Source organism: Undibacterium sp. Xuan67W (assembly GCF_049340165.1).
In the GTDB taxonomy this organism is placed as follows: domain Bacteria; phylum Pseudomonadota; class Gammaproteobacteria; order Burkholderiales; family Burkholderiaceae_D; genus Undibacterium.
On the sequence record NZ_JBMPPN010000004.1, the window covers coordinates 275249 to 289188 of the forward strand.

The window sequence follows — 13940 nt, forward strand, 5'->3', positions numbered from 1 at the left end:
GATATAGGACAGAAAAAGGCATAAGCTGTTGCTAATGACATTATCTTTGTGGATCTGGTTTTTCACAGTAACTCATATGCGCTTTTTTTTCCTGCTCTGTACTTACGCCAGCATGCTCGCTCTATGCAATCATGCTGTAGCGGTCGAGAAAGTAGCAGTTACTGTCTTGATGAGCGAGGAACTGGATGAAAAGAATAAAGTGGTTCCATTGTCGCCCGATATTCTGAATTTGTTTTCGTATCTGGAAAAAAACAGCGGTTTGCAATTTGACGTCCAACGCTACCCTTGGTTGCGTGCGCTAGAGAACGCTTATCGGGGCGACGGCGTAATTTTTGGAATTTCAATAACGCCGGAGCGGCAAAAGCTACTCCGTTTTTCTGAGCCCTTGTTTGCTGACCAGGTCGTATTAGTCAGTCGTTGTGATAGTGTCTTTCCGTATTCGGCTCTTGCCGATCTGCGTGACAAAGTCATTGGCGTTGCCCGCGGGGCGAGTTATGGCAACGAGTTTGATCAGGCAGCCAATAAAGTATTCAAGGTGGAATACGATACCAATTCGAACGCAGCGCGTTTGAGAAAACTCTATACCCGGCGTATGGACGCGATCGTTTTTTACAGCAGATCAGTCGCGGCTCAACGTCTGGTCGCCGAAATTAATGCGATTGCTTATACAACGCTGGGAGCGGATCAGGCCTCGGGAAACGCTTTTTGTGTATTACCGAAACCGATTACGTCGGTAGATATCCATTTTGCCATACGAGCAGATGCTGACCACGGCGTGATGGCTAAACTGAATGCGGCAATTTCGCGCGGCAGGGCGAGCGGGGAACTGACCAGAATTTTTTCAGAAAAAACTGGTCTTTCCAAGTAGTAAAAAGCCTATCCCGTACAGCGCCTGTTAAGCCGGTTGCTGGCGTAGCAGATCGGCTGCTTTTTCCCCTATCATCATTGTCGGTGCATTGGTATTTCCGCCAATGAGTGTTGGCATAATAGAGGCGTCCACGACACGCAATCCCATTAAACCATGCACCCGCAACTCGGGATCGACGACGGCCATTGCATCAATTCCCATTTTGCAGGTGCCTACAGGGTGATAAACCGTGTCGCTGTATTGCCGTAAGGCGGCGCGGATATCGTCATCGCTTTTGACCTTGGCGGTTTGAAAATCGCTGGTGCGCATGGATGCGAGTGCAGGCGCATCCATGAGCTGGCGAGTGAGTTTAAAGCCTTTCAATAAGGTCTCGATGTCGTCCGGATGTTCCAAAAAGCGCGGGTTGATTAGTGGGGCTGCCAAGGGATCTGTATTTGCCAGGCTTAATTCGCCAATGCTCTTTGGACGTAACAGACAAACATGACAGGAGTAGCCATGCCCTAGATGGAGCTTGCGGGCATGGTCATCAATCATAGCCATGACAAAATGCAGCTGTATGTCCGGTGCGGGTAGGCCGGGATCTGTTTTCAAAAAGCCGCCGCCCTCGGCAGCATTGGAAGTAATCATGCCGCGGCGCTGGGTCTTGTATCGCCAGGCTTCTTTGGCTAAATGCGCTGAGCCACCGAGTGAGATGCCGACCAGGTCCGTGCTGCGGGAGCGGTACTTGAAGACAAAGTCAGGATGGTCTTGCAGATTCCGCCCTACACCTGGCAAGTCATGGACCACGGGAATTCCCATTGCCTGCAGGGCTTTACCATCACCTACGCCGGACAGCATCAGAATTTGCGGGGTTTGCAACGCACCCGCAGCCAGCAGAATCTCGCGCCGCGCACGGAGGCTGCGCCGCTGACCATGCTGGATAAATTCAACACCCACGGCTCGTTTTCCTTCGAACAGAATCCGTGTCACATGGCAGCCGGTTTCCACATTGAGGTTCGGGCGTTTGCCCATGTGCGGATGCAGATAGCCGCGAGCGGCACTCCATCGTTCTCCTTCGTGTTGGGTCACCTGATAAATGCCGACGCCTTCCTGATCTTCACCATTGAAATCGTTGTTAATCTTGAAGCCAGCTTGCTTTGCAGCTTCCAGGTAAAGTTGCTGAAATGGATTGTCAGAGCGCAGATCACTGACGCGTAAAGGACCTGACTGTCCATGCAGGGCGCCGCCGAGACTGGCGTTATTTTCTGAGCGTTTGAAGTAGGGCAGCACGTCATCAAATGACCAGCCCGTATTTCCAAGCGATGCCCAGTGATCATAATCCCAGCGATGGCCACGGATATACACCATGGCGTTAATTGCAGAGGAGCCGCCTAAGGTTTTGCCGCGGGGCTGGTAGCCACGACGATTTTTTAAACCTGGCTGAGGTAGTGTTTCAAATGCCCAGTTATTTAGTTTGGTGGGCAACATGGCGACCACCGCGAAGGGCGTTTTCACCACCCAGCTATCGCCGTCATTGCCAGCTTCTAATACAGTGACAGTAGTATCGGGATCCTCTGTCAGCCGACCTGCAACGGCACAACCTCCCGCCCCACCGCCAACGACGATGTAATCTGCTATTGCTTCACTCATGTTGTCTCGTCCTATGGATCAATTTATGTGTAAATGATGGCGTCTTGTGCGCATGCTTCGTTAGCGGACTTGTTGCGTCGCAATATTGATGCTTCAGCGAAAGCCGTGTACGTTAGAGCGTATCTTATTTCTAAACGATAGTGGTTGTAAGGACATTTGCTGCCAACGACTGCGGTATTGATTTTTAATCTCGGGAACCTGGGTCTGTTAATACATCACCATCAGCATCACCTTCAACCCCAATCGAGTGATGCACTTATTCCACAAGACAGGGTGGCAAGGTGCGAGCCATCACTATTGTCGGTACAGGATGTGATTTTTCCTATGCATCCGTTTTCGGGCTTATTTGCGATCGGTCGCGAACAGCAGTGGTGTTTGCATGAGATGTTTCCTGCATTTTTTACGAGCGACAACAATCAATCACCCGTTGCCGCAAGAGTTAGTTATATCCAGGCACGGGAGGGATTGCTGCAAGCGAGACGACGTGGTGGTGCAGATATTGCGCTATTGTTCGGCAGCCGTAAGTCCATCGCGCATCTTGGCGACATGGGGGCGGGCATGCTGGCTCAGCCTAATCTGGGGCGTGCATTGGCATTTGGCCTGGAATATCAGTTGATTGCCGGATCTATGTTGCAACTCACCTTGGAGACTGAGGCGATTGATATGAGTGAGGTGCGTGAGGTGAGTGAAGTGCGGCAGGCTGCACTGGTATCGCATGCCCTGTTTGATGATCAGGAATTACAAGATTTTCTGGATGTTGACCATCTGGCGACTGCGCTGAACGCCGCACGTCAGTTACCTTGCAAAAAATTCTTTCTCAGCCGTGTTGAATTACGCGGTAATTTACAAGCGAGCCGGTCCATGCTGGAAGCTTTCTTTGCCTGTCCGGTGTTTCTCGGTGCGGATAGCAGCCGCATGGTGTTTTCAAGCGCGATGCTCGATATTCCATTGTCAGGGTGTAGCGATCACGCACAGCGCATTCAAGATGCTTGCGACAGAGAGTTGGCCGACATTGGCGTCTTGGGTAAACAAAGTCTGATACGCAAACTGGTTGCCATGCAATGTGAATTTTTTAATGCGCAGGACATGGCATTTGCCCTGGGATTAAGTCCGCGATCCTTACACCGTTTGTTAGTACGGGAAGGTACTTCTTATCAGCATGTGACCGAGACTGTCAGAATGGAACGGGCAAAGCGCTTATTGGTCACGACATTAAGCATGGAGGACATTGCAGAGAAGCTTGGATACTCGGATGCACGCAGTTTTCGCCGCGCTTTTCAGCGCTGGACTTCGCTCACACCCTCCGAGTTTCGCCTCAGGCGCTACGAGTCCGGAAACTGAATACAGAAAGAAAAAACCCGACATCTTGCGATGCCGGGTCTTTCCTGTCGAGGGTGATTCTGTCGTGATTATGCTGCGTTTTTGCGTTTGCGCAGAGATGCCAAACCAGCGATGCCCAAGCCTAACAATGCCAAGCTGCCTGGTTCTGGAACGTCTGTTGGTGGAATGCGTGCACCGAAACCGTCAAGGTAAACATAGCCAGCATGACCGCCGTATGGGCAATCAGATGCTAACAAAGTCAGTGTGAAATCATGACCAATGGCGTTCAAATCAGCCAGGTTAATACTTTCAACAATCCAACCGCTTGACAGCCAGCCACCAAAGCTCGTCCAAGTTACACCAGAAGCACCACCACCGATCGCACCAGCAGAGCTGTAGGCACGGTTAACGATTGTTGTATGGGTTGTATCATCTGTCAGTGTTAGAGAAAAGTAGTCAGAATCTGTCAACCCATGTGAACCTTGCAACACAGCATCCCATGCGAAGTAAATAGCGTTATCTGTGTAATTAGTAACTGTCTGACGCAAAGTAGAAACCGAATAGTTACTGATATTATCGTTTGCGCGAACAGAGTAGTTACCTGAGTAAACACGGTTTGCACCAGTAATAGGATCAACACCACCAGTCATGATTGTATTGTTTGAAGGACCACCATTAAATATTGACGGGTTTGCAGGTGCTGCTGGAGAGCCTGTCCAAGTGCCACCGCCGCCAGTCCAACCAGACAAGTTACCAGACTCAAATCCACCGTTTGTAAAGCCTGTTGCATATGCGCTACCTGCGGTCATTAATGCCAGACCTAACGCTAATACTGTTTTCTTCATGATATCCATTCCTTTAACTATAAATTATGATGTGAAAAAACCAACAACGCAGGTTTATAAGCAAACACCGTGCCATTAAATAATTTCTTTATAAATCATATGGTTATAGATGTTATTTCAATGCAACATGAGTTCTTGTAAAAAAGCTCGACAGCCTGCTAAGTTGGCTTTATTGCTGAATTAAAATGGAGGTAGTTACTCTGTTAAGTCACTATTTATTTGATTTGATCGGTGCTGGTACTGCAAAGAACTCACACGAAAACTGGGTCCCAGATTCCGGTCCGGTCGTAAAACCCAATTGACCATTCATTTTTTCGACTAATGTCTTGGTAATTGGCAGACCAAGGCCGGTACCGCCCTGACGACGGGTGTCGGTGCCGTCTGCCTGAGTAAATGGCTCGTAAAGATGGCTCTGGAACTCGGGTGGAATACCTGGCCCTTTGTCACTGACCGTGATGCGATAGCCTGATTGATCGTTGCGCCGGATCTCCGTGATCTCGATATGGACTATTTCACCTTCTGGCGAAAATTTCGCAGCATTTGACAGCAAGTTTGCCATGACCTGCATTAGTCTGTCGGGATCTGCTAACACCCAGGCAGACTCAATATTTGCGACAAACCGCAGATTCACTTTCAGTGCTATTGCGTACGCTTGATTTGCCTCGACCGCGCTTGCCACCATACTGGTCAGATTGACTGGTTCGGACTTAAATCGCATTTTTCCTGAAACTAGCTTATCCATATCAAGGATATCGTTGACCAGATCGATCAATCTCAGGCTATTGTTGTGAGCGATTTTGATGAGTTGTCCCGCTTTCTCCGGCAGGGAACCCGCGATGCCGGAGTCAAGTATGCCCAAGGAGCCACGTATCGAGGTAAGGGGCGTACGTAATTCATGGCTGACTACTGAGATGAATTCCGATTTCAATTGGTTGATGCGATGGCGTTCGCTGATATCCATGGCAAAAACAACCCACTCGCTGAGGGAGTTTTCTAAGTGACAAAGACCGACCAGAACTGGTATGTCGTGACCGCTTGGATGTTTCAGAGTGACCTCGAATGGCGCGGTTGTTCCTGCATTGACCAACTCGGCGTAGGCGTGTCGGCATACAAGGATGTCTGCTTCCGACAGAAGTGATTCCCAGATTCGTTTCCTGCTCAGCAAATGTTCGCGGGTATGCCCACAAAGCTGGGCGAAGACGTCGTTGACATCGTTTAGTTGACCGTTCTCACCACCTTGCGCAATACCGATAAGGCTGGAATTAATCAGGCGTTGTAAACGTTGCTCGCTCTGTTTTAAGGCATCCATGGTGCGTCGTTGGTCGGTGATGTCCTCCATCATCCAGACCGTGCCACGGACGTAATTTTCTGGAGGCAATGCGCGGCCGGCAATCCTAGCCAAAAACGATTCGCCGGTTATTCGCTTGACACGCCATTCGATTTCAACCGGCTGGTCCAATTGCAGACGTGGAATAACCTGAGCGCCAAAGGCGTGATAGTCGTTCTCGTCTGCATAAAGGAATGTCGTTTTTTTTCCTATCATCGCCAGTGCGTCGTCGAATCTACATAAATCGGCCAGCACTTTATTGGCGCGGATGATCACGCCGTCACTGACAAACATAATCCCGACCGGCGCATTATTAATCAGGATATCGAGTTCCCTCGCCAATAGTTTGTACCGATCTTTGCTTGCCTGTAGCAATTCCTGATTGACGCGCAACATCTCTTCACTTACTTTGCGCTCGGTGATGTCAATGTGTGTGCCTTGCATGCGCACGGCTCTGCCTTGACTATCGCGCTCGACAATCCTGCCGCGTGACATGATCCAGATCCATTCGTCAGATTTGGTTTTTTGCCGGAATTCCGCCTGGTAGTCGCTACCGTCTTCGGCCTTAATATGGCTGCGTAAAGCGGCCTTTAGACGCGGTACGTCATCTGGGTGAATACCTGATTTCCAAAAATTATTCCAAAACTCCGGCTGGTTGGCGAATTCATCAGCATCGTAGCCCAGCATCCTGGCATACTCGGGACTGTATTGACCTTCGCCAGTCAGAATGTTGATGTCGTACAACCCTTGGTTCGAGGCTTTTAAAATCAAGCGGATTTGCTGTTCGGCTTTATATGCACGCTCTTCTGCCTGTTTGCGTTCCGTGATGTCGCTTAAAAAACCATGCCACAAAATGCTACCGTCAATCATGCGTTCCGGTGTTGCATTGCCCACATACCAACGTGCCGTGCCATCAGTTTGCAAGACCCGGTATTCATAATGCCATTGCGATAGTTCCATTGCAGATATCTTGACGCCGCTCAACATTGCCGGCAGGTCGTCGGGATGAATTTTGCTGAACAGCGCGCTCGCATCTTCACGTAATTGCTCGGGCTGGATGCCGAATACATCAACGACAGCCTGGCTTGCATAAGGGAAGCAAAAGCGTCCGTCCGGGAAGCGTTGAAACTGAAAAAACACGCCCGGCAGGTAGCGTGAAAAATTCGATAGCAGCGTATGACTCTCTTTGAGCTGGTCGGTCAGTTGACGGTTTTGCGTGATGTCGGTAATCAGGCCCAACATCCGGATCGGCTGCCCATCGGCATTACGTTCAACAACGGCACCGCGTGAACGCACCCATTTCCAGCTGCCATCACGGCACCGCATGCGGTGCTCGTCCTCGTAGTCGGGTGTTTGACCTTCCAGATGTCGTCTGGTGGCTTCCATAGCATGACCAATATCATCCGGGTGCACATGAGACAACCAGTCATCGATATGCAGACCCATCTCATGTTCAGCATATCCCAGAATTTTTTTATAACTACGAGAAAAAAAGGTCTCGTTGGTGATCAGATTCCAGTCCCATAAACTATCGCCAATGGCCTCCAGCAAAGCGCGCAAGCTACTGCCCGCGGCACGCTCGCCAGGCTGCACCAGCGGACCTGCAGCGTTGCTGGGACCGGTAGCGCCAGCATCTGGCAGTTTGGATGGCATGATCAGAGAGGCTTAGGGATGCTGATTCGCAACCTGACTGAAGAAATCATAAATTCCCTGATCGCTCATCTTACGTGCGTTCGACAATTCACCTGCTTTGGTCGCATACAGCAAGGTGTTATTCGGCTTTAATACGACAGCGGCGGGAATGCCTTTTTTGATGGGGTTTTCGTAGCGGTTCGCGATGCCGAGATTGCGGTCAAATTGCCCGACATCAACTTTGACCACAATAAATTTGCTGGCAATTAATGTGGCACTTTGTCCTTTGATCGACTTATCGAGTTCCAGACAATCTTTGCACCAGTTGGCACCAAAAATCACCAGGACTTTTTTATTTGCGGCTTGCGCTGCTGATAAGGCCTTATTCAATTCTGCCTGAGCATCGGCAGCTTCATCATAAGGCTGGGCGGGATTGGCGAGTGCTGCCGTGAAAAACAGGCTGAGGCAGATAGCGATCAATTGTTTCATGAAGATTCTCTTTGCATGGTGCGCTCGCAGCCCTCCTGTCCGGCTGCCAGCATAGATGAGTGGAAAAAACACCGGAGCGATGCTCTTGCCCAGTTTTTACATGATGACGCAATTATCGGAATTTGTCATGAGTCGCTACGCTCTGTGGGGAACCGCACAGAGTAGTCGCCAATTGCTGTCTATAACGTGACCTATGGTCAAGTATTTCTTAAACATAACGATGTTAGCGACCTTGACCCAGCCTTTTACTGAAGTACTTGCGTAAGCAAGCAATTGAAACCGAGGGAATCATGAGCAACCTAACAGAGCTTCAAACCAGAGAATTCCATTACGATCCAGATAACTTATTGGATACCCTGATTCACCAGTTGCATTTCAAAAATGACGCTGCTTTGTCGCGAGCTCTCGAGGTCGCACCTCCAGTGATCAGCAAAATCCGCCATCGCCGCTTGTCCGTTGGTGCGTCCTTGCTAATACGTATGCATGAGATCTCGGATTACAGCATCAAAGACTTACGTGCGTTCATGGGTGATAGACGCAGTAAGTTCCGTATTAGTCCGCAGCAATTCAAACCAAAACAAAGCAATCTCGCGTCGCTCTCCTAAGCCTGAACGTTTTTCTGGGACGGTCAGTTGGGAGGCGCGATGTTAAGCGACATGACTAAGCAGTATTGCGAAGCAATATGATGAATGTATTTACTGATCATATATACAGTTGATAGAGTAAAATATCGATTGTCTCGCACAGCCTAGCGTGTCATTACCGTGCCTCCTGTTTCCCGAAAAATTATCCACTGCGATTGTGATTGCTTTTACGCTGCCATCGAGATGCGGGATGATCCGCGTTTGCGTGATAAACCCTTGGCAGTCGGTGGTCGTGCCGATCAGCGCGGTGTCGTTGCTACCTGCAATTATGAGGCGCGACGTTACGGTGTCCGCTCTGCCATGCCAACCTCGCTGGCGCTGCGCCGCTGCCCTGATCTGGTGGTCATACCGCCGACCATGGAAAAATACCGCGTCGCCTCCAAAGCTATCTTATCGATTTATCGTGATTACACCGATCTGGTTGAGCCTTTGTCGCTTGATGAAGCTTATCTTGATGTCAGTGAGTGTACCCAGCACAAAGGCAGCGCCACGCTGATTGCGCAAGAGATACGCGCACGCATTGCCGCGACAGTCGGCATCACGGCATCAGCGGGTGTCGCCAGCAATAAGTTCCTCGCCAAAATCGCCAGTGACTGGAACAAGCCAGACGGTTTGTTCGTGATTTTGCCGGATCAGGTTGAGGACTTTGTCGCTGCCTTGCCAGTCGCTCGTCTGTTTGGTGTTGGCAAGGTCACCGCGGCCAAATTACATGCGCTTGGTATACAAGAATGCCGTGATCTGCGTGCCTGGTCTGTGCAGGACCTCGTGCAACAGTTCGGTAAGCTGGGCAATAGCCTCTACATGCTATGTCGCGGGATTGACCGACGTGAAGTGATCGCTCATTCAGAGCGTAAATCCATCAGCGTCGAAGAAACCTATACAAACGATTTGCCCGATCTGGCGGCTTGTATGGCAGAGTTGCCTTTGCTGTATGCGTCGCTGGTTGCCAGGGTGCAGCGAGTGCAGCCTGAAGAATCGATACAAAAGTTAAGCATCAAAATCCGTTTCAGCGATTTCCGGCAAACCACCGTCGAGTGCCGTAGTCATGAACTGAACGATCAACTGTTCCGGCAACTGATGGAAACGGGATTCTTGCGCCGCAATTTGCCAGTACGTTTGTTAGGGCTGGGTGTTGGCCTGGGAGCCGGCCTGAGTACAAAGCATGCAGCGCTGAGGGCGGAGCAGATTCCCTTGTTTAGCATGGATGATTGCTGGTAATTCTAGACAGCTATAAATATAAATACTGCCCTATAGTATATTCGTATACCCTAATCTAATAATGCGGGTTACGGGAATTTTTTCAAAAAAATAGGGGAGTATATGTTTGGTGGACCGCGATCAGCGACTTCCAGCAGCGTCTGTCAGCTTAAAATAGGTATTCTCAAATTTTTTGATATCGACTTTTTCTAGCGCCGCATTAAAGCTTTTGCGCATCGCCAATCCACGGTCGGTATGCTGAAAACAGATATGCATCGAGAAGTTTGTCAGTTCCTGAGGGTGGAACTCGATCTGATCCCGATTCGCTTGCAAGCCTGGTTCGGTGACCAGTAGCTGGCGCAAGACGTTTTTATCGATCACGATCACGTCGATTCTTTGTGCCAGCAGTTTGCGCAAATTGCTGACATCAGAAGGTGCGGTGTCAGTTTTCAGTAAACCTTTTTTGATCATCGCGTCAAACTCTTCTCCGTTCGCATAATCTTGCACGATACCGATTTTGTACGTTTGTAAATCACTCAATTTTAGCCAGTCAAACGGTCGCTTTTTTAGGTAAGCAAAGCCCACAACACTATGACCTAGTATCCCCGAAAAATAACAGCTACTCTCTCGCTCTTTCGTGTAAAAAGCCGGAAAATATCCGGCATAGGCGGGGTCATTGCCACCGAATTGTACGGCGCGGCTCCAGGGCGCATAACTGATTATTGTATCGATACCTATCTGGCGGGCAGCGACTTTCACAATCGATGCCGTCAGACCGTCATCACGTAACTGTGAGCCGACATAAGGTGACCATTCCAGACTGGCCAGCCGCATCACCGTGTCGTCGGCGGTTGCTTGCGATACGGTTGTTAGTGCTGTTATTCCGGTTACGGCGATGAATAGAGAGAACGCCCAGCTTTTCATGGAAGAATCAAATAAAAACGATAGCGCAGTGTAGCGTAATTTGCCTGGCTATCGTCAGGGTCGTTGACACCCACATCACCTGCAGGATGTGTGATTATCAACAGACCTGAACTCCTCTCGACTACTCTGGGCGACCGGCCCGAAAACCACGTCAGACTGGCCAAGTAATTTTTGCCGGACTTTTGCGACGTTTATGCGATCCGCCAAGCGAATCGCATTGTCTGCGGTGAATTCAGTGCGTTATTTGAAATCACCGGCAAAAACCGTCAGCATCTTGTCGTAGGCAACATATTTATTCATGGCTGCTTTAACATCGGCATTAGTCAGCGCCATGATTTTTTTCTCCAGCGCCGCATCGAATTGCATGGTGCGGCCGAGGTAGAGGTTCTGCACCAGTTCTTGCGCCAGTCCTGAGTCCTGACTGCGACCTAGCTGCGATTGCTGGATCAGGCTCTTTTTACCCTCTGCCAGTTCCACCGGGGTAAAACCGTCTTTCAGTACGCGGGCGATTTCTTCGCGGAAGCCCGCTTCGAGTTTAGCGCGGTTTTGTGGCGCGAAAATCGCACCAGCAGTGAAGCTGGCGGCTTCATCAATGGACGATGCATTGAAGAACGAGCCGCCGCCATAACTGATCCCGTCTTTTTGACGGATACGATCCAGTATGCGTGAATTCGCACTACCGCCGAGCAGATAATTTCCCAGCGTGAGTGCCGCATAATCAGGATGCTGATCACTGACAGGGAGGTTCAGCGTACCGAAGAAAAACGCATTTGCCTTATCCGGCGTGATCTGGCTCAAGGCCGCCGGTTTCACTGCCACAAAAGGTTTCGCCAGGCGGGTAAATTTTTGCCGGGCTTGCCAGTCACCAAAATCGCGTTGAAGCTGGGTTTTGATTGCGCTCGCATCGAAGTCACCAACCACCGCAAGCTGTGCATTATTCGCACCGTAAAACGCTTGCCAGAACGCTTTAGCATCCGCTAATTTTGCGGCCTTGAGCTGTGCGATTTTTTCATCGGTACTGCGGTAGTAGCGCGCATCATCGGCAGGCCAGGTGTTGGTTGCCTTGCGTGCCATATCGATCGCAATGGCTTGCGGATCTTTACGTGATTCTTCCAGCTGGGCTAACTGTGCCGTGATCAGCTGAGTAAATTCCGCCTCGCCAAAAGCAGGTTTGCGCAAGGCATCGCGTACCAGTTCGAGGGCGCGGGTCAGATTTTCCCGTGTCGTTTCCAGAGTGATGCTGGCGGAACTCGCCGATCCAGAAATTTGCAGCTTGGCTTTGAGCTGGTCGAGCTGTTCTGAGAACTGCTGATGGCTTAAGCTCTCGGTGCCGCGGCTCAGCATGGCTGCCGCAAGTCCGGCATCATTCGCTTTGCCTTTTAGACTGACTTCATCACCGAGATTGATTTCCATCGTCAGAACCACGGTGTTGCCGCGTGTGGTTTTCGGCAGCAAGGCGTATTTCAAGCCATTGCTCAGGGCGCCGGTCTGGGTGCGCTTATCGATATTCTCCGGCGTCGTGACAAAGTTCTCTGCCTGCGCCATTGCGACACCAGGTTTGAAGGTGTTGATTTGCTCTTGCAATGCGACCTTGGCGGGTGCGGGCGCACGTACTGGCTGGGCTTCGGGAATGAAGCGACCCGTGGTGCGGTTGCTTGATTTGAGCCAGGTTGTCGCCACGCGTTGCACATCGTCCAGCGTTAACGCGCGCATGCGGTCGCGGAATAAAAAGAACAAGCGCCAGTCGCCATTCCCAATGCTGTCGGACAGCGAGACGGCAAATTTTTCAGGATCGTTAAATACCTGTGCAAGATTGTTTTCCAGATTCGCTTTGGCGCGCTTTAATTCATCAGCGGTGACCGGCTCTCTGGCAAATCCTTCAACCGTATTGATCAGGATTTTTTTCGCTTCATCGAGATCCTGTTCACTACGTAAATTCGCTCCCAGCAGCATGAATCCCGGCTCTTCGAGATTGGCTGCCCATGGGAATACGTCGGCGGCTTTTTTACTCTCGACCAGCGCTTTGTATAAACGCCCGTTGGGCGAATCGCCCAAGATTACTGCCAGCGCTTCGGTCGCTGCATAATCAGGATGAGCGGCAGGCATTGTGTGGTACAGCGCCATCACGGATGGCGACTCACCTACACGGCGTACGACGACATCGCGTTCCCCATCTTGTGCCGGATCCAACGTGTAGGTCGGCTCGATGACGCGCTTGGGTTTCGGGATTTTGCCGAAATGCTGGCTGATTAATTTCAGCGTAGCCTGGTGATCAAACGCACCGGAGACAATCAGGATTGCGTTGTCCGGCTGGTAGTATTTACGCCAGAAGGCTTGCAGATGCGGGATGTTGACATTCTCTACGTCGCTGCGTGCACCTATCGTGTCTTTGCCATAGTTGTGCCACTGATGCGCGGCTGACATAACGCGCTGCATCAATACGGAAGTCGGCGAATTTTCGTTTTTTTCCATCTCATTACGCACGACAGAAAATTCCGTTTTCAGATCCTCCCCCGAAATACGCGAATTCACCATACGATCCGCTTCCATCGCAATGGCCCATGCCAGAGTCTCGGGTTTCGCGGCAAACGTTTCGTAATAATTGGTGCGGTCTAGCCAGGTCGTACCATTAAAGTTAACGCCACGCTGCGACATCTCCTCCCACAAACGCGGATGTGCTTTGCTTCCCTTGAACATCAGATGTTCCAGCAAATGCGCCATCCCTGTTTCACCATAATTTTCATGTCGTGAGCCGACACGATAAGTGATGTTCACCGTGGTAGTCGGCTTACTCGCATCCGGCACCAGCAACACGCGCAAGCCATTCGGTAACAGGTATTCCTTAATACCTTCAACATCCCGCACAAAGCTCATACCTGCCGGCACGCTGGCAGTATTGGCCGCTTTAGCCGCCGTGGGGGCGGCGACCCCGGCCGCCCAGGTCGCCGGACTGGCGCTCATAAAAGCGATTGCGATGGACAAGCTCAGGGTAGATAGCTGCAAACGTGACGATGTCATATGAAGTCTGGCCTATGTAGAAGGTCGATAAAGAGTCAGACTTGGAT

Annotated in this window: 10 protein-coding genes; 4 read left to right on the forward strand and 6 right to left on the reverse strand. The window is 50.6% G+C overall.

Annotated features, from left to right (window positions below; all coding sequences use genetic code 11):
- Positions 1-76 precede the first annotated feature (76 nt).
- On the forward strand, positions 77-868 hold the full coding sequence (locus tag ACO0LE_RS05755; protein ID WP_422959465.1) for a substrate-binding periplasmic protein: 792 nt from the start codon (positions 77-79) through the stop codon (positions 866-868).
- Positions 869-895: 27 nt separating this feature from the next.
- On the opposite strand, the gene ACO0LE_RS05760 is transcribed toward ACO0LE_RS05755, so the two are convergent.
- Entirely contained in the window at positions 896-2497 is a 1602-nt protein-coding gene (locus ACO0LE_RS05760; RefSeq protein WP_422959466.1) for a GMC family oxidoreductase, read from the reverse strand.
- Between the two features lie 324 nt (positions 2498-2821).
- On the opposite strand from ACO0LE_RS05760, the gene ACO0LE_RS05765 reads away from it, so the two are divergent.
- The gene (locus tag ACO0LE_RS05765; protein ID WP_422959467.1) at positions 2822-3838 is read left to right on the forward strand and encodes a helix-turn-helix domain-containing protein; all 1017 of its coding nucleotides are present in this window, start codon (positions 2822-2824) and stop codon (positions 3836-3838) included.
- Between the two features lie 68 nt (positions 3839-3906).
- Here ACO0LE_RS05765 and ACO0LE_RS05770 read toward each other — a convergent pair whose 3' ends face one another.
- From ACO0LE_RS05770 to ACO0LE_RS05780, 3 genes are all read right to left on the reverse strand, one after another.
- Positions 3907-4662 carry a PEP-CTERM sorting domain-containing protein gene (locus ACO0LE_RS05770; RefSeq protein ID WP_422959468.1) on the reverse strand — a complete coding sequence of 252 codons (756 nt, stop codon included), beginning with the start codon at positions 4660-4662 and terminating at the stop codon, positions 3907-3909.
- A 211-nt stretch (positions 4663-4873) separates the two neighbouring features.
- Complete coding sequence (locus tag ACO0LE_RS05775) at positions 4874-7642, reverse strand: PAS domain-containing protein (protein ID WP_422959469.1); 2769 nt, start codon at positions 7640-7642, stop codon at positions 4874-4876.
- Between the two features lie 12 nt (positions 7643-7654).
- Positions 7655-8110, reverse strand: coding sequence for a thioredoxin family protein (locus ACO0LE_RS05780; RefSeq protein ID WP_422959470.1), 456 nt, complete (start codon positions 8108-8110; stop codon positions 7655-7657).
- Between the two features lie 290 nt (positions 8111-8400).
- Here ACO0LE_RS05780 and ACO0LE_RS05785 point away from each other — a divergent pair, with 290 nt between their 5' ends.
- Together ACO0LE_RS05785 and dinB are read left to right on the forward strand one after the other, a co-directional pair.
- Positions 8401-8715, forward strand: a complete 315-nt coding sequence (locus ACO0LE_RS05785; RefSeq protein ID WP_422959471.1) for a hypothetical protein — start codon at positions 8401-8403, stop codon at positions 8713-8715.
- A 153-nt stretch (positions 8716-8868) separates the two neighbouring features.
- Positions 8869-9972 carry a DNA polymerase IV gene (dinB, locus tag ACO0LE_RS05790; protein WP_422959502.1) on the forward strand — a complete coding sequence of 368 codons (1104 nt, stop codon included), beginning with the start codon at positions 8869-8871 and terminating at the stop codon, positions 9970-9972.
- 120 nt (positions 9973-10092) lie between these two features.
- Here dinB and ACO0LE_RS05795 read toward each other — a convergent pair whose 3' ends face one another.
- Both ACO0LE_RS05795 and ACO0LE_RS05800 read right to left on the reverse strand, forming a co-directional pair.
- A complete protein-coding gene (locus ACO0LE_RS05795; protein ID WP_422959472.1) occupies positions 10093-10875 on the reverse strand; it encodes a substrate-binding periplasmic protein in 783 nt (260 codons plus the stop codon).
- 240 nt (positions 10876-11115) lie between these two features.
- On the reverse strand, positions 11116-13893 hold the full coding sequence (locus tag ACO0LE_RS05800; protein ID WP_422959473.1) for a M16 family metallopeptidase: 2778 nt from the start codon (positions 13891-13893) through the stop codon (positions 11116-11118).
- Positions 13894-13940 lie beyond the last annotated feature (47 nt).